The following is a 14,894-nucleotide window of genomic DNA, read 5'->3' as shown; positions in this document are numbered from 1 at the left end:
AGGTAAATGAAAAGAGGAGAGGATTTTTGCCGTAGGATAGCTCCTACATATATGTATCGCATTGTATCTTTTACGCAAATTCGATGCAAATTTTTGTTAACTTTCTTGCGTATTATCCAATTTCCGTGTAGAAATTTTTCATTGTATGCAACATTTTAAAGCAACGCGGTGCGGCATAAACCGAGCAACCACCATAGGGGGGAAGCGCTCGGTATAAAAGGGAGGGCACAGCTAGTTCACTATGCTTTGCGTAAGCTCGCTTATGAAATTTTGCCAGGGTATGACGGCGACGATGCAGAGTAGGGAGTAATTCAAATGCGGCTATACGCAAAGCTATACAAAAAGAAGAATTTACATTTGTTCAATCAAGCCTGTTTTGAACAGAACTATTGACTGCCGTCCGGGCAAATGTAGTTAGTGGGTTAAGAATAAGACGTGAAAATTGATGGGTCCGTGACTTCAGAGTGTACATCGCACGGAACAATATCGTCTGAGCTGCCCATTCATCTTGCGACCTCACGCGATGGATTCAGGTCGCGATATGCTAACGTCGAATTATTTGCATTGCTATCTCCCTACAAGCAAGCCCTTATTCTTTGAGTTCAAAATTCAATCCAACCTATCATCCACACCGGCAAACAATTCCGGATCCAGTAGATCCCGAATAGGAATACCTAAAGCTTGGGCAAGCAAATCCATGTTGTCGATTGATACATTGCGTATTCCGCGCTCAACACCACTGACATAGCTGCGACTCAGGTCTGAGCGCAATGCCAAATCTTCCTGCGAAATTTCTTTATGCCGACGCGCACGGCGCAGATTTCGGCCAAATATTTCTTTGCTAGACAGTTGGTTTTTGGATTTCTTCATGCCTGTAAGCATCCAATTTGGATGTCTTACAGTCCACAGCTTATAATAAACTTAATGATTACTATAGTGCACATTATGACGAAATTCAGCTATATTCTGGTTTTAATAGGAATCTTCTAAATGAAATACCGCCTTTATTGAAATGTCGACATGAAAAGACGCACCCAAAGCATCTTCAACTCCGCTGCCACCATTGACACTCGTATAGCTTGATCGGCCTTGTAAATATGACGGTAATCAAATCAAGGGCATTCTTCCCCATATTAACTAAATGGACATGGTAATGAAATTAAGCGGCCACTATCGGCTAAGACATGCACTCGCCTTTTTTCTTTTCAGCATCGCTGCACTTACCGGATGCGTTACCGCACCAACCGCACAACAAGAAGGCAAGGATGGTCAGCCTACTCAGACATCCGGTCCGACCTTTGGCGAGCGACTGAACGCGTCCATCAATACAGTCGGTAATGCCATCGTCGTTCCTGTACAGAGCGGAAATAACAAAACTGGAGTTGTAGCTCCAGATGGGCGCTTGCGTCTAAGCAATCTGCCTGCCAAAGACATCATTGGTACAAGTGGTTCTGCTGACTGGCCCAGGGTTGCCGTCAACATCAATAAGTTACCCAAGTGGTTTTACGCCATGCCACCCGGTGGCTTACCTGGCCGCTATTCAGCCAATGACTGTATCAATGTGTCGCTCACAGTATGGAGCGACGCAAAACATTCGGTCAATTACGACAATCTGAATGTCTGCGGTGACGACATTGTGCGGAACACGCCGTTCAAGGATGTTGGTCTGATGTGGAAGAGCTTTGGCGTCGTCAGTGGGACGCAGCACACCGGCGCACAGCGTACTCGTGGTCCACTGCCGCCACAGTATCTGTTTCCCAATAAACCAGGCTACGACCTGTTTTTCAATCCCAATGGCAACTACTACATCGGCAGCATTATGATGACACTGGGATATAACTGGAATGAAGCTCAGGACTATCGCTTCTGGCTCGTGAATGTGCCAACCCAGGCAGAGGTGGCCAGGCAATAGCTCACACTCATTATTCCACGCAGGCGCAAAAGAATTTTTGGCCTCGATATTCATCAATTACCCTGTTTTATGAAACGACCCACCCCTTACGATATTTCGACGTCTGCTTCTTCGCACACGCTGGCTACTCTTTTTGGTACGGCCTATCTCTTGGTATGTATCGTGACTGCTCTCATCCTGCTCTTTGGGGGAATGGAGAAATGGACCGAGAAGCTGGTCGCTATTTTGATCATCGGCGGTTTCATCGTTTGGATCAGATATATAGGCAAACAAGAAAAAGCCCGGCTAGCCTCTACTCTGGCATCGGTCAATCAGGAATTCGGTACGACTTTCCGGGTGGGTAAATCCCTGGGATTTACGCGTGAAGAAGATTGCACCATGTTTGACCCAGAGGCCAGGAAAGCGCTGTTCATGAAATATAACGGGCACTGCGTGTGGGTGGTGGATTTCTCCGAGATCAGTAACTGGGATATTTTGTGGACCAACGACATCAAAAATCAAGGCGGTGTCCACCAGGTCAAAGGCAGCAACTATCGTTTCAAGTTCTATCTGAATGACCTGGAGTCCACCTCAGTGACCATGAAGGTGGGGAGCAATGCCGCTGCGGACGACTGGAGTCATCGCATCAATCTGCTGATGGCGGGTAAGAAATTGCCGGACAAGAAATAACAAATCTGAATACATAGTTTATGGAAGAATTCACTTTGGAAGCTCACACTTCATCTGAACAGCACGATACTGTTGAAGAATGGCCGGAGTTCAGAATGAAAGAATTGCAGAATCAAGAGGGTAAGTTTACTGATATGCAGTTGGCACCTGTTATGAAACAGCACTTTATAAGATATATCGATCTGCTGTTGATCGATGAGCGAAATCGTCTCCGATCAGCCATAGTCAATGTCAAGAAAGACGGTCTCGATGATCTGCATTCGCGCATGGCGGAGCGCCAGGAGTTCTTCAAAGGCACTGTCAGATTGGGCCAATTACTAGGCCTCGTTAGTCCTACCGAGGCCAAAGCGAATAACGCACGATTTGCCGATGAGCTGGTACCCCTGACAGAGCGCTTAGCGTGGCACAGTCAAATACTGACATCGCCAGGTTCAATAGACTTTCGCACTAAACGCCAGATGCGATTGAAATACGCATTTTCCGACATGATGAGTTGATGGAAGAATAGAGGCTACTAGGATTGCGTTAAAGACGATCATCATCGCTTTCCTGAAAAGCTGCCAGATTCGCCCTGGCATCATAGAGAGCATGGTGTTGGGGTAGACCATGCTTCTTGTGAAACTCGTACTTTAGGACTTCATTGATGTTGCTGGCAACCAGACGTGGGTGACACCAGGCCGGAACTTGATAATCGATGGCGTCAATAAATAAATCCCAATCGGTCTGGTAGTCGTAGCAAATCTCGATGTCCGTGTTCTCAAGGCGAACTGCAGATAGCCAGGCTAGGAGCTGCTTGCACAAGCTATCTCTAGACATCACCGCATCAGGTATCCTGCCTAGCAGTGGAATGACGGCCTCGCGCACGAACGCGGAGCAGCTTTCATCTGGGAACGGAACTTCCGCATAAAATTCCTCATCTGCAGCAATCACCAAGCCTATGCTGATGAGGTGCAGGTCGAGAAAGTCAGTGAATTCTGTGTCGATGAATATGCGTTTCATGAGTAATTAGTGACCAGATGCGAAATTTATTTTCAAACATCCGAGTTCAGCACTTAAAGGTGAACTTATTCCCATCCGTTATACAAATAGGATTTTATTTATTGAAAGTGATCATGCGTATCTTGCCTTTATCAGACCTTCATCATGAGTTGTGGCGTGAGGCAGCGCCCAACATTGATCCTACCATCAGTCGCCCGGATGTGGTCGTCCTGGCAGGAGATATTGATACAGGTGCCAAGGCAGTGGAATGGGCTGCACAAGCATTTGCTGGCATTCCAGTGCTCTATGTGCATGGCAATCATGAATCCTATGGCAAACATTTGGAGCATGTGCAGGAGGATATCGAGGCTGCCTGCGCGGCGGCAGGCAATGTACATTTTTTGAACTGCAATGAATTCATTGTTGGAAATGTGCGGTTTCTCGGTGCAACTATGTGGACCGATTTTCGATTATTTGGTGATGGCGATAGGCAGTTTGCTATGCGTGAGGCAGAAGCGGTCATGAACGACTACAAGCGCATACGGTTGGCCAGCGCCGGGTATCGCAAATTGCGATCGGCTGACACTGCCAGATTTCATTCACAGCACAAGTCATGGCTCAAGCAAAAATTGACCGAGCCCTTTGCAGGAAAGACCGTGATTGTGAGCCACATGGCACCCTCCATGAAATCCGTCTCGGAGCGCTACGCCAATGAAATGGTGTCTGCGGCCTATGCATCCAATTTGGATGAGATCGCCTCGCAGACCAATCTCTGGATTCACGGACATATGCATGAGTCGTTTGATTATCAAATTGGAGAATGTCGTGTTGTCTGTAATCCCTGTGGGTACAAGACCCGTGCAGGCACACCTGAGAATGGTCATTTCGACCCAAACCTGATTATTGAACTAACAGAATAACTTTCCAAGCAAAAACGATTTCGACATTTGGTAGCGAAAATAGGGAATTCCCATCATGACAAATAAAACGCGGAAACAGCTGATTGATGATTACCTCAAAGAGCTTCCTGGTCCTGCATTGGGAAAAGAAGATTCTTTCTGGGCTAATGTCACACCTGTCGGACGTGAATTTGGCAGTAAGGATTATGAGCGCTTAGTGGCGCACGACAATCTGGTTCACACCGCCATGACTTCACCCGATCCAGCTTCCCTTGCGTTACGCGTTTTCCTGGACGACGAACGCGCCACGCCAGAAGGCTGGGTACGCGTGTATTGGCCGAACGAAGCCATTGACCTGCTGGAAACGAATGCGGTAGTCGAAATCAGCTTGGATCATGACTTGGGCAATGATCAACGTGGTACTGGCTATGATGTGGTTCTGTGGATCGAGGAAGCTGTTGCATTGCATGGCTTCAAGCCACCCAAGATGATCGTGCATTCTGCCAATTCCTCTGCCAGGCAGAAAATGGAGGCTGGCATCCGAGCTATTGAGCAGCGAGTGTCAACTTCGAAAGAGTAGCTATCGTCAAGTGAGAGTTATGTTTTTTAATTCTGCAAATTCACCAACATATATTTCTTTGACGAAATTCTACCTCAGGTTTTCCTGCTACCTATGAGCGTGCTGGGTGAATTCATCCCGTAAGGCACACCTTCCCACGTGCATAAAACATTCAGGGGACATATCTATGTCATCGAAAAACACACTTGCTCACGGTTCCAATTTCCATTTGTATTCTGAAGCCATCAATGACGGTATGTCTACCTTGAGCTGCAGAACACACAGTTTGAGGTGACCAATAGCCGAGTTTTACATCGACCCAGTGCCTATTTGGGACGTGATATGGTCTCATCCTGGCATGAGTTTCGAGTATGCAGACATGACAGATGCCGAATTATGGAGCTTTGTTGAGTCTGAAGTTGATGAGCGTTTGAAGCACTATGCGGAGACACCAGCCAAAGCTGCTGGATCGCTATTTGGCTCTCTCGTTTATGGATTAGCTGGTTAGCCTCGTGAAAAGCAAATTGCCGCAGGTATCGCTCATTCACAAAAGTTAGAGATAAGCAGCGTGAAGTTCAGCGCGCAATATCTGAACTGAATCAGTTGAAAATAGATCCCAATGCACAGGCATTTTTAAACGTTGGCAAGCGATATTTAATACCAATTAAAACAAAAATAAGTGCTTCTTTAGGTTTCAAGAAAAAGTAAGTTTTTGCGATACTTAATTTTATTGAATATAAAGAAAAACTTTGAGAAATCGTTGCAATCGTTGTATTTGCCTTATGCCTTTTTCTTCAAAATAGCGTCTGGTTCGTTCATTCTGTATTAGCAAGAAAATTCGTATGGGCTGGATCAACGACTGCTTAAGTCAAAACAACTATGGAGCAATGCTCTAATCCTTATAAGGAAATTGATATGAAGAAACCTATTGGTACGACAGCAAAAACTGGTGAACGCTGTCCAGAGAGCGGTGTATGGCAATCGCAGGATACACCTTCGACCACAGCACCAATTGCACAACATAACGTAATGCCTCCACATAACAGCAAATCTGTTGTTTGGAAATTGGTGAGATACGCGTAACAAATTGTGGGAGTGGCCGAGCTACTCTCACTTTTTTGTATTCTGTCTTATTTAATATAAGGGAATACTTACGATCCGGTAATTATTTTTTTGCTAAACTTAACGATAATTACCGGGGGTTGTAAAATGCTTAAGTTCGCCATCATTGAAGACATCAAAGCCACAAACGATGAATTCAGTTCGTTCTTGAAACGAATTTGGCCGGACAGCGAGATTTTTCAATATCTGACATTTGATTCAGCGATTGAAGGAATTGGCGTAAACGACTTTGACTTGATTATTTCAGATATTGATTTGGGCGGTGGTAGTGATAGATATGGCGGATTTAAGATTGCGAAAGCATTAGATTCTCAACGTACGCCATTTTTAGTTGTTTCTGGTACTGCACAGCCTGAAGTGCAGCGTGAAATATTTCGCGCATTAGATGCATGGGATTATTTGCAAAAACCTGTAACCGAAGCAGATTTTACTACTCAAGCGAAGCGAGCCGTTGCTTTCCGACTTGCACAACAGAATTCCGGAAATGATTGGAAGATTGAAATCAGCGCAGGTGATTTGGTGATTGATACTTCTCAAAGAGAAATGGTTAAATGGAATGGCAAACGTGTAAATCTGTCTATGACGCAAATCCGTCTTTTACAGCTTTTAGTTGCAACGGTAAATGAAACGGTACCTTACGATAAGTTCTTTGAGCAAATTGATTCTGGTCGAAACAAAGAAAATCTTAGAGTTCATATTCGAGAAATTCGGCATGCATTTGAAGATGTCGATCCAAACTTTAAACGTATAAAGACAAAGTATATGATCGGATATTATTGGTGTGCGTAAATATCTTCAATCCAAGGCTAAGCGCTTAATAAATCGATTTGATCATATTCATTCGACGTATCGACTGACATTCGTAACAGCATTTGCCCTGATTTTCCTGACTGTGCTTTCAATTGTAGTATTAGTTACGTACGTCGAAGTTTCAATCTCCAGAGCTCAAATAGCAAAAAATGAGCTATTCGATAGAGATCTTCGGGACTTGGGAAGCAGGCTTGACACTGATGAACGATTTGTTCTTGAGCACAATATCGAAAAGCTGCTTACGGAATCAAGAGAATTAACCCCGCTGCTTTTACCCCGTCAATATTATGCTCCCTTACCCCTAAACATCAACCAAACATTGCCGAGACAGCCGCCTCGAAATTGTTTTGTTTTGTTGCAGGAAGAAAATCGCGAGCCGTCTGCAACACAGAACGGTTCTGATCGGCTGTGCGCATATTTTCTGGAGAATCAGGCGATTGGTCAATATCTGTTTTTGGGCATGGATCTAATTGATAATTCAATCGTACCCCTAAAGTATGGCGATCCGAAATTGCTCGGAGATTCCATTCGAATTACTCTCAGCATATCCGGTCATCGGACGACTTGGTGGATCACTTTTCAGCATTCACATACTGGAGTTGATCGATACGAGATCACAGCTTTCAGAGAATTGCCAAGCGGATTCAAAGAGCGTGACCGCAGGTTGGAAGGCTGGGCCTATACTCAGAAGCAAGCAGACGGTTCTCAAATAATGCGAGTCTTGGCAAGAATTGATTTTAAGGAATTTTCTGCAGGTAATGATGGTGTTTGGCCTCCCATTGGCTGGGAAGACACGAAGATTACTCTTGAACGCAGAGACTTTACGGCAGGCTCAAAATTACCGCACGTAATTAATTATCAAAAGTCAGGTATGTCTAATCTCTCAATTGCTTCGCTGGCGAGTACTATATTTAATGCTCATGCGAACCTTAGTATCAGAGCACGTTCAGACTCAGTCCCAACAATTGATCGCTACTGGAAAATTGAGAATTCTCAAGTAAAAGTGCAGCCTGCATCAGACTCAAAATTTTCATTTGTTAATGGGAATTTTGTTTTGCATCATGATCCAGTTGTGCACCCGTTAGCAATTCAGGATACAAATCTGTCATTTCAATTAAGCCAGTCGCAGATAGTTATTGAAAAAGGTGTGTGGCTAGTTCTCTTGCTGCAAATGCTTTTAGCTGGGGGAGCAATATTTGCAGTTTTTTACTTCTCCTCAAATTTACTAAGACCTGTTTTTGTGCTTACACGCCATGCTCGACATCTGAGTATTGCGGGAACCCACGGTGACCGTCTCCCATATGCAGCAAAGAAAAATGAAATAGGAATATTGTCCAATAGATTCAATGAACTAATCGGAACAATTCGCAGTCATGTAGAGCGAGAGCTCCGCGATCGCACGGCGCGTGAAGAGGCAGAAACTATTCGGCTGCAAATTGCATTGAGAAATCGCGAAGAAAATCTAAATATCATAGGACATGAAATAAGATCCCCGTTGCAAGCACTACTGAGCATACATAAACAGGGGTCAGAATCACGGAAGTACTTAGACAGAATACTAGCTTCGCTACCTCATCTCCAGATTGGGCTTACTCCTGAGCAGGTCGCAACCAGAGATTTAGAATGTGAACCAGTGAATATGAATGAATTTCTTGCAGAAATTGTTAAAAACGTTGGTGCAGTTGGAATGGACGGAGTAACTCTTGAAACAACTCAGAGTTTGACGATTTGCCATATTGACCCAGATGTGTTTTCCAGTGTTTTGGACAATATACTCCGCAATGCGGATCGTCATAGGAATCCAAACACTACGATTCGGATTGCACTATTTGAAGTGGATGAGAGTGCAGTAATTAAGATTACAAATGATGGGCCATTGATATCAACGGATATTAAAGAAAAAATATTTCAGTACGGTATTTCAACAGCTGTACAAGAAAATGGTTATGGTCAGGGTATCGGTTTGTGGCTTGCACAAAAGCATGTCAACATGATGAAGGGTGATATTTCTGCATTCAATTTGCTGAGCGAAGGAAGTGTTTGCTTCGAAATTAGATTGCCTGTATCAAAACCCGAATTACAGTCTTAAGCTAAACTCGGTGGGATGAAATGAGAAAATTCATTGGGCAATGTATGGAAGAATCTAAAAATCGAAAACCCAATTCACTAGATCGGCTATATTGGGTTCTTCTGATTCAGGGCGAGCAAGGTAGTCATTTGCCACGCAGGATAAGGTTTCAAATATTTCTTCAACGTCTTGACCATTTGTTGGGTACAGCTTGATGTGTAATGGAATGGATTCTACAATTGCCAGGCTGATGTGCTCAGTCTGATTCTTTATGGCGAAGACCGCGACCCGGCGAGGGCGTGACGTATTGGTGCCATTTTCAATAAGTAATTTTGGGTCGATAACACCATCTTCATCACACAGAATGAGGATAGGTACTGTCCAACCGTCCTCTTCACTTTCCGTCAACAGTTCGATGTTCAACTGATTCAATTCAGAGAGCCGCACAATCACTGTCTTTAAAAAATTGGGGACTGGCCATCGCTGTGAAGGATCTCTGTTGATGAGCACAGAAAAATCCACCGATCGGATTCTTTGTTCTGACCCAGGTTGACCAACAGCAGTCGCTTGAACGGGGGGCGCTGAGCCAGCGTACTTATTGCCGGTGCCGTCAGTACTGACAAGTGATTTATTCTTCCAGATGGGTTTCTTCGTGAGATCTGGAAAGCGTGGCTCCATACGAATAGATTTCGTCTTGCTCGCAAGGTTATTTGATCCGTCACGTTCTTCGAGACTCTGATTTTGTGCTTCCTTCGCGGATTTGAGAAAACGCTCTTTGGTGCTACTCGAATTTGGGCTACCACTCTCGCCGTTGCAGGTACGTGTCTTGTGTTGCTCGTAACGTAGTGATCTGAATGGAAATTCGTGAGAACAGGAGCGCAAGCTGTAGACAATGAATGTCGCACGCGCCTCGTCTGCAAAAGAAAGCCATTTGCCAGCTGCAGTCAGTGTTGTTGTTCCTTCAAAAGGGAATAAACCTTGGGGGTAAATTGATTGTCGTGTCACTGATGCAGCAAGCATAGAGGTACTTATTAGGACTGCAGCTTGCCAGGCATTGGTGTCGAGGTGCAAGCGTCCAATATCTGCAGCGGATGCTCCCGATATGCGCTCAGCAAGCTGTAGCGAAAGGCGACCAGTAATTATGCTAAATGTAGCTTTGGTGTAGAGCGACTTCCGTTCTAGCGGTGACAGGAATAATTTGCTGATCAGATTGCTGGATGAGCCGAAATAAAAGCGGATCAATTCCATGCAAGGGATGATCATTCGCCGTTTGCTTGGAAGATTAAGCATCACGCAGTAGGACTGGGTGCAATTCATATGCCAAGGATGCTCAGACATCGGCAGTAGAAAACCCTCGTCATCGAGATTTAACCCGGCCTTGATCAGATGCACTGAATCTCTGTCAATTTCAATATCCTTAAATTCTTCCAGCTCATAGTCAGGCTCCGCCTTCAACTGACCATTTAGCCAAAGGTCTCCAATACGCAAGAACGGCAAGGTGCCAATAGAAAGCCAGACCTTCTTTTGAAATTTGGCAGGTGAGGTTGATTGTGGGGAAAGCTGTATTGCCAGATCGTTGGAAAAACGATCATCTTGAATTCTGGAAAGATGGACGAGAACTGAAGGTTGTGTCCGGCGAAGCAGACGGTTCGGGAAGCTTACTTCGCCGAACCAATCAATTCGCCAAATTTTTTCATCCTTGGGGAAGGCTGAAATTGTAGGTAAGTTATTGATATTTATAATGTTATTGCGAAAATGGTGGCTGTTACACTACTGATTTTTCTCACTAACTGTTAAACTTTCTCATTATCTTCTAACTTTTCACATCCGTCCCCACGCCATGCGCTTGCTGATCTGCGTGGTAGCTTGAACGCACCATTGCGCCAACAGCTGCGTGCGCGAAGCCCATTTTGTAGGCTTCTTCTTCATACATCTTGAAGACATCAGGGTGTACATAGCGGCGTACTGGCAGGTGGTGGCCGCTTGGTGCCAGGTACTGGCCTATGGTCAGCATGTCGACGTTGTGGGCACGCATGTCGCGCATGACTTGCAGGACTTCTTCATCGGTTTCACCCAGACCCACCATGATGCCGGATTTGGTTGGGGTGTTGGGGTGTTGTTCCTTGAAGCGTTTCAGCAGGTTCAGGGAATATTCATAGTCAGAACCCGGGCGCGCTTCCTTGTACAAACGCGGGGCGGTTTCGAGGTTGTGGTTCATGACGTCTGGTGGGGCCATGTTGAGGATTTCCAGCGCGCGGTCCATGCGGCCACGGAAATCTGGTGTCAGGATTTCTATGCGTGTCATGGGTGACAGTTCGCGTACGCGGGTAATGCATTCGGCAAAGTGGGCGGCACCGCCGTCGCGCAAGTCGTCGCGGTCAACTGAGGTGATGACGACATAGCTGAGCTTCAGCGCAGCGATGGTTTTTGCCAGGTTGGCAGGTTCATCGACATCGAGCGGGTCAGGGCGGCCATGGCCTACGTCGCAGAATGGGCAGCGGCGGGTGCATTTGTCACCCATGATCATGAAGGTGGCCGTGCCTTTGCCAAAGCATTCACCGATGTTGGGGCAGGAGGCTTCTTCGCAGACTGTCACCAGTTTGTTGGCGCGCAGGATGTCTTTGATTTCATAAAAGCGGGTAGTCGGTGAACCGGCCTTGACGCGTATCCAGTCGGGCTTGGGCAATCTTTCCATCGGCACGATCTTGATAGGGATGCGTGCGGTCTTGCTGGCCCCTTTTTGTTTCTCGGTAGGATCGTAAGCGGCGGTGGCGACGGGTGTGTTTTCGGTTGTCATGGTATGAAGCGATGTCGAAAAATCAGGGGGCAGTCAAAAGATCTTGCAAATTCTGTGCGAGTGCATTCTGGACTTGGTTTAGCGGCACAATCACGCCCAGGGTTTTCATGTCCACCGTGGCAAGGCCAGCATAGCCACAGGGGTTAATCCAGGAAAACGGTGTCAAATCCATATCTACATTCAGTGATACGCCATGATAGGTGCAGCCATTACCGCGCACTTTCAAGCCCAGGGCGGCGACTTTGGCGCCTTGCCACTGACCGTCGCTGACATAGATGCCGGGCGCGCCTTCCTTGCGTTCACCAGCGAGATTATACGCTGCCAGGGTGTTGATGACTGCCTGTTCTATCTTGTTGACGAATTCGCGGGCGAATAATCTTGCCTTGGGATGGCTGCGGCGCAAGTCTATTAACAGGTAGATCACAACCTGACCGGGGCCGTGGTAGGTGACTTCACCGCCACGGTCGGTCTGCACCACCGGGATCTCATGGGCGGCCAGCACATGTGACTGGTCAGCGCCCAGGCCCAGGGTATAGACGGGCGGGTGTTCAACAATCCAGAATTCATTTTGCGTATGCTCATCACGGGCATCAGTAAACGCGCGCATGGCGTCGAAAGTGAGCTGATAGGGCTCAATGCCGCGATGGATGATGCGGGGTGTGACGTTGGGGGCGATGGCAGCTTGCATAGACTGCTAGTGTAACATTTTGTTGGAGTGAGGTCTTTGCTTGTGTAAATGCTATTAGTGCCCTAAGTTATTAGTTCCTTGAATAAATCTGACGAGAATCGATGCGATACTGCGTCACAAATGCGCGCAAGGCACCAGCCTTGCTGTGCTTTGTTCCTTGTCTCACACCGACTTCGCCTGATTTATTTTTCAAGGAACTAATAACTTAGGGCACTAGATGGATAAGTGATAAGTTTATGTTGGTTAGAGGAAGTTTTTTTATGCAGTTAATAATAGTTTGTTCGTTATTAACAAACGCCACTGGAGCGCCAGCCCGGTGGTCTCCTGCCTGCGCAGGAGCGACGAATTTGAGGTTGCTTGTTTTTATAGCAGTGAGCGAGCGGTGTGTGGGCCGGGCCCAACCTACGATATAACCTCGCCGATCAAATCCTGACCGCCATGGTCTTTTCCACCCTGGCTCTCCCTCCCACCATGAGGCTGGGTATCTGCCCTTCTTGTATATCCAGCTCAACCTTGATCAGGCTGGGGGAGGCCGGTTCCATGAGTACGCCTTGTTCTATCTGCAAGGTCGGGCCGGGGATGTTGTATTGGGTGTAGAGCAGGCAGGCCAGAGGGCCGGCGGCGGTGCCGGTTGCGGCTTCTTCACCTATGCCGTAGCGTGGGGCGAACATGCGGGTACTGGCGGCGTGGCTGCTGTCTTGCACATCAAGGGTGAAGGGATAGAAGCCGACGAGGTCCAGCTCTTCGCTGATGTTGCCGATTTCTTCATGGTCGGGCTGGATATTTGCCAGGCATTCGCGGCCTATGATGGGGATCGCGAGGAAGGCATTACCGGTATTGACGATGGTGGGAAGACGGTCACGCAGCAGGTCATGTTCGGTCAGCCCCATGCTTTGCAATATGCGGGTATAAAGGCTGGCGTCGTCAGCGCAGTTGCTATCGTCGGCAGAAATGACTTGATAGCGTGGCGTGCTTTGTTGCATGAAGGCCAGCTCACCCTTGATGAGGATGTCGCGGTTGCCGTCTATGGTTTGCTTGCTGCACAGGCCTTCGCTGACTTTGCCCAGTTCGCGCAAGAGTGAAAACGTAGCAACCGTGGCATGGCCACAATGGGCAATCTGGCGGTTTGGGGTGAAAAATTCCAGCTTGTAGGTGGCGCAGTCTGAGCTGGAAACAAAGGCGGTTTCTGATAAACCTACGGCGCGGGCGATCTGCAGTTTTTGTTCTGTCGTGTAGCTATCGGCATTTAGTACTACTCCAGCCGGGTTACCACCTTCATTTTGCTGGGTAAATGCGTGAACGATATGTACTTCTATCGGCTTGCCCATGTCCATTCCTATGCTTGTCGGAATGGACATTATAGGTGGCTAAGTCATGGATATGCCAGCCGGATTTTTAAGGCTTATCCCTTAGTGTGTGATGCAATGATGTCGGCTGTATTCTTGACCACGCAAAATTCATTGTGCAGGCTGGCCAGGTGGACGCGGTGGATCTCTTCTGCCGGTATCAATTCACCATTGACGCCGGGACGGTCAAAGGTAGCGCAGGCATCGGCTACCAGTTCTACGCTAAAACCCAGATTACCCGCCATGCGGGTGGTAGTTGATACACAATGGTCCGTGGTCAAGCCAGCGATGACGAGTTGCTTGATGCCCTTGACTTGCAGCCATGCTTCGAGCTCAGTGCCGATAAAGGCACTGTTCACTTTTTTTGTGAAGATGGTTTCGCCTGGCAGAGGGTGTGCCAGTGGCTTGAATTCATAGCCTTCTTGCCCGGCACGCAAGGGCGAATCTGGTTCTTGCGACTGATGGCGTACATGGATCACAGGCTGGTCTTGCTCACGCCAGTGTTGCAGCAGGGCGGCCATATATTGCTCGGCCGCCGGATTATTTCGCTGTCCCCACTTGGGATGATCAAAGCCTTGTTGTACGTCAATCAAGATCAGTGCAGTCTGTGCCATATTCGCCCCGGTGCTTCTGTTCTGCATAATTAAGCAAACGCCTGGCTCAATTTGCGTGTCAGTTTTTGCAGATAGCTGGTGCTCACCATGGTCGATTTGACATTGATGACGCTTGATACGGCTGACAATTCAATGACGCTGGCTTTATTCTCAGCTTCGATCACGACGAATTGGTTGGCTGGTATGACCATGGATTCGCCAGTACTGAGCCAGTAATCATCAGTCTGGCCTGCTACTGTCAACCACACGCGGCCACATGCCACTTCAATTTTGCGGGCGTGTTCGGCTGTGCCAGACAATGTGCCACCGGCGGCGATCATGTATGATGGGTTTGCGAAATTATTTGTCATTTCCTTACTCCTGGTTTTTTACTGCTAAAGTGGCAATGCTATCTACTGAATAGAGAGTGAAAAACACTTTGTTGCACTGCGA

At 47.0% G+C, this 14,894-nt stretch carries 15 protein-coding genes; 7 read left to right on the top strand and 8 right to left on the bottom strand.

Annotated features, from left to right (window positions below):
- Positions 1-609: 609 nt before the first annotated feature.
- On the bottom strand, positions 610-870 hold the full coding sequence (locus tag AC07OI_RS29460) for a helix-turn-helix domain-containing protein (RefSeq protein WP_495259626.1): 261 nt from the start codon (positions 868-870) through the stop codon (positions 610-612).
- Between the two features lie 283 nt (positions 871-1,153).
- Between AC07OI_RS29460 and AC07OI_RS29455 the strand changes: the two genes are divergently transcribed.
- The 3 genes from AC07OI_RS29455 (at position 1,154) to AC07OI_RS29445 (ending at position 3,078) form a co-directional block, all read left to right on the top strand.
- Positions 1,154-1,912, top strand: coding sequence for a hypothetical protein (locus AC07OI_RS29455; protein WP_495259625.1), 759 nt, complete (start codon positions 1,154-1,156; stop codon positions 1,910-1,912).
- A 162-nt stretch (positions 1,913-2,074) separates the two neighbouring features.
- Entirely contained in the window at positions 2,075-2,581 is a 507-nt protein-coding gene (locus AC07OI_RS29450) for a hypothetical protein (protein WP_495259624.1), read from the top strand.
- A 20-nt stretch (positions 2,582-2,601) separates the two neighbouring features.
- Positions 2,602-3,078: a hypothetical protein gene (locus AC07OI_RS29445; protein WP_495259623.1), complete on the top strand. Its 477-nt coding sequence runs from the start codon at positions 2,602-2,604 to the stop codon at positions 3,076-3,078.
- A 28-nt stretch (positions 3,079-3,106) separates the two neighbouring features.
- On the opposite strand, the gene AC07OI_RS29440 is transcribed toward AC07OI_RS29445, so the two are convergent.
- Positions 3,107-3,580 carry a 3'-5' exonuclease family protein gene (locus AC07OI_RS29440; protein WP_495259622.1) on the bottom strand — a complete coding sequence of 158 codons (474 nt, stop codon included), beginning with the start codon at positions 3,578-3,580 and terminating at the stop codon, positions 3,107-3,109.
- Between the two features lie 113 nt (positions 3,581-3,693).
- Here AC07OI_RS29440 and AC07OI_RS29435 point away from each other — a divergent pair, with 113 nt between their 5' ends.
- The 4 genes from AC07OI_RS29435 to AC07OI_RS29420 all read left to right on the top strand — a co-directional run bounded on the left by AC07OI_RS29435 (position 3,694) and on the right by AC07OI_RS29420 (position 9,038).
- On the top strand, positions 3,694-4,479 hold the full coding sequence (locus AC07OI_RS29435) for a metallophosphoesterase (protein WP_495259621.1): 786 nt from the start codon (positions 3,694-3,696) through the stop codon (positions 4,477-4,479).
- A gap of 55 nt (positions 4,480-4,534) precedes the next feature.
- The gene (locus AC07OI_RS29430) at positions 4,535-5,038 is read left to right on the top strand and encodes a cyclic-phosphate processing receiver domain-containing protein (protein WP_495259620.1); all 504 of its coding nucleotides are present in this window, start codon (positions 4,535-4,537) and stop codon (positions 5,036-5,038) included.
- A gap of 1,188 nt (positions 5,039-6,226) precedes the next feature.
- Positions 6,227-6,928, top strand: coding sequence for a response regulator transcription factor (locus tag AC07OI_RS29425; RefSeq protein WP_495259619.1), 702 nt, complete (start codon positions 6,227-6,229; stop codon positions 6,926-6,928).
- The gene (locus AC07OI_RS29420; RefSeq protein WP_495259618.1) at positions 6,921-9,038 is read left to right on the top strand and encodes a sensor histidine kinase; all 2,118 of its coding nucleotides are present in this window, start codon (positions 6,921-6,923) and stop codon (positions 9,036-9,038) included. The genes AC07OI_RS29425 and AC07OI_RS29420 overlap by 8 nt, the downstream gene beginning before the upstream one ends.
- Before the next feature lie 54 nt (positions 9,039-9,092).
- Here AC07OI_RS29420 and AC07OI_RS29415 read toward each other — a convergent pair whose 3' ends face one another.
- The 6 genes from AC07OI_RS29415 to AC07OI_RS29390 all read right to left on the bottom strand — a co-directional run bounded on the left by AC07OI_RS29415 (position 9,093) and on the right by AC07OI_RS29390 (position 14,812).
- Positions 9,093-10,505, bottom strand: coding sequence for a hypothetical protein (locus AC07OI_RS29415; RefSeq protein WP_495259617.1), 1,413 nt, complete (start codon positions 10,503-10,505; stop codon positions 9,093-9,095).
- A gap of 325 nt (positions 10,506-10,830) precedes the next feature.
- On the bottom strand, positions 10,831-11,814 hold the full coding sequence (gene lipA / locus AC07OI_RS29410; RefSeq protein ID WP_493218486.1) for a lipoyl synthase: 984 nt from the start codon (positions 11,812-11,814) through the stop codon (positions 10,831-10,833).
- A 22-nt stretch (positions 11,815-11,836) separates the two neighbouring features.
- A complete protein-coding gene (gene lipB, locus AC07OI_RS29405) occupies positions 11,837-12,502 on the bottom strand; it encodes a lipoyl(octanoyl) transferase LipB (protein ID WP_495259616.1) in 666 nt (221 codons plus the stop codon).
- Between the two features lie 422 nt (positions 12,503-12,924).
- Positions 12,925-13,860, bottom strand: a complete 936-nt coding sequence (locus tag AC07OI_RS29400) for a PhzF family phenazine biosynthesis protein (protein WP_495259615.1) — start codon at positions 13,858-13,860, stop codon at positions 12,925-12,927.
- A 44-nt stretch (positions 13,861-13,904) separates the two neighbouring features.
- Positions 13,905-14,489: a cysteine hydrolase family protein gene (locus AC07OI_RS29395; RefSeq protein WP_495259614.1), complete on the bottom strand. Its 585-nt coding sequence runs from the start codon at positions 14,487-14,489 to the stop codon at positions 13,905-13,907.
- Positions 14,490-14,491: 2 nt separating this feature from the next.
- Positions 14,492-14,812, bottom strand: a complete 321-nt coding sequence (locus AC07OI_RS29390; RefSeq protein ID WP_495259613.1) for a DUF2917 domain-containing protein — start codon at positions 14,810-14,812, stop codon at positions 14,492-14,494.
- Positions 14,813-14,894 lie beyond the last annotated feature (82 nt).

This window comes from Undibacterium sp. GW821-FHT07F11 (assembly GCF_059418665.1).
The sequence above is the reverse complement of the archived record's forward strand: the minus strand, read 5'-3'. Positions and strand labels throughout refer to the sequence as shown.

Coding starts and splice junctions, on each gene's coding strand:
- AC07OI_RS29460 (WP_495259626.1), bottom strand. CDS start 870: ATGAAGAAATCCAAAAACCAACTGTCTAGCAAAGAAATATTTGGCCGA.
- AC07OI_RS29455 (WP_495259625.1), top strand. CDS start 1,154: ATGAAATTAAGCGGCCACTATCGGCTAAGACATGCACTCGCCTTTTTT.
- AC07OI_RS29445 (WP_495259623.1), top strand. CDS start 2,602: ATGGAAGAATTCACTTTGGAAGCTCACACTTCATCTGAACAGCACGAT.
- AC07OI_RS29440 (WP_495259622.1), bottom strand. CDS start 3,580: ATGAAACGCATATTCATCGACACAGAATTCACTGACTTTCTCGACCTG.
- AC07OI_RS29435 (WP_495259621.1), top strand. CDS start 3,694: ATGCGTATCTTGCCTTTATCAGACCTTCATCATGAGTTGTGGCGTGAG.
- AC07OI_RS29430 (WP_495259620.1), top strand. CDS start 4,535: ATGACAAATAAAACGCGGAAACAGCTGATTGATGATTACCTCAAAGAG.
- AC07OI_RS29425 (WP_495259619.1), top strand. CDS start 6,227: ATGCTTAAGTTCGCCATCATTGAAGACATCAAAGCCACAAACGATGAA.
- lipA (WP_493218486.1), bottom strand. CDS start 11,814: ATGACAACCGAAAACACACCCGTCGCCACCGCCGCTTACGATCCTACC.
- lipB (WP_495259616.1), bottom strand. CDS start 12,502: ATGCAAGCTGCCATCGCCCCCAACGTCACACCCCGCATCATCCATCGC.
- AC07OI_RS29400 (WP_495259615.1), bottom strand. CDS start 13,860: ATGTCCATTCCGACAAGCATAGGAATGGACATGGGCAAGCCGATAGAA.
- AC07OI_RS29395 (WP_495259614.1), bottom strand. CDS start 14,489: ATGCAGAACAGAAGCACCGGGGCGAATATGGCACAGACTGCACTGATC.
- AC07OI_RS29390 (WP_495259613.1), bottom strand. CDS start 14,812: ATGACAAATAATTTCGCAAACCCATCATACATGATCGCCGCCGGTGGC.